The organism is Asticcacaulis sp. YBE204, assembly GCF_000495855.1.
Classification (GTDB): domain Bacteria; phylum Pseudomonadota; class Alphaproteobacteria; order Caulobacterales; family Caulobacteraceae; genus Asticcacaulis.
On sequence record NZ_AWGF01000007.1, the window covers coordinates 1 to 851 of the forward strand.

At 67.6% G+C, this 851-nt stretch carries 1 protein-coding gene; it reads left to right on the plus strand.

Features of this window, described 5'->3' with window-relative positions:
* On the plus strand, positions 1-851 hold an 851-nt coding region (locus AEYBE204_RS0120345), incomplete at both ends, for an aldehyde dehydrogenase family protein (RefSeq protein WP_031230642.1).

Below are 851 nucleotides of genomic sequence, written 5' to 3' on the forward strand. Positions count from 1 at the left end.
GCCGATATCTTTCCGGGCCGCGCCAATTCCAAGGGCCTCGACCTCAATGACGCGGCGACGCTGAACGCGACTCTGGCCGCCGTCGAAGAAGTGGGCCGTCAGACCTATCAGGCGACGGCCCTGGTATCGGGCCAACCGGTCACCGGCACCGCGAAACCCGTCACCCGTCCGGCCAATCGCGCCGAGACCGTCGGTTCGGTCGTCGAGGCCTCCACCGACGACGTGAAACGCGCCATCTCTGCCGCCTCGGCCGCTGCCGCGCGCTGGGCCGATACCCCGGTCGAGGTGCGCGCGGGAGCACTGGAAAAACTGGCCGATAGTCTTGAGGAACATCGCCTCGAACTGATCGGCCTGTGCGTTCACGAAGCCGGTAAGACTCTGGCCGATGCCGTCGCCGAAATCCGCGAAGCGGTCGATTTTTGCCGCTACTACGCCATAAATGCCCGTCAGCAGTTCCAGCCCGTCGCCCTGCCCGGACCGACCGGCGAATATAACGAACTGCGCCTGAGCGGGCGCGGCGTCTTCGCCTGTATCTCGCCGTGGAACTTCCCGCTGGCCATCTTTTTGGGTCAGGTGACCGCCGCACTGGTCGCAGGTAACACCGTGCTGGCCAAGCCCGCGCCGCAAACGCCGCTGATCGCGTGGCGCGCCGTGCAACTGGCACACGAAGCCGGCATTCCTGCCGACGTGCTGCACGTCCTGCCCGGCGGGCCGGAGGTCGGGGCCGCGATCACCTCCGCGCCTGAGGTCAAGGGTGTCGCCTTTACCGGTTCGACCGGCACGGCCCGCGCCATCGCCCGCACCTTGCTGGAGGACGACGCGCGCCCCATCGTGCCGCTGATCGCCGAAAC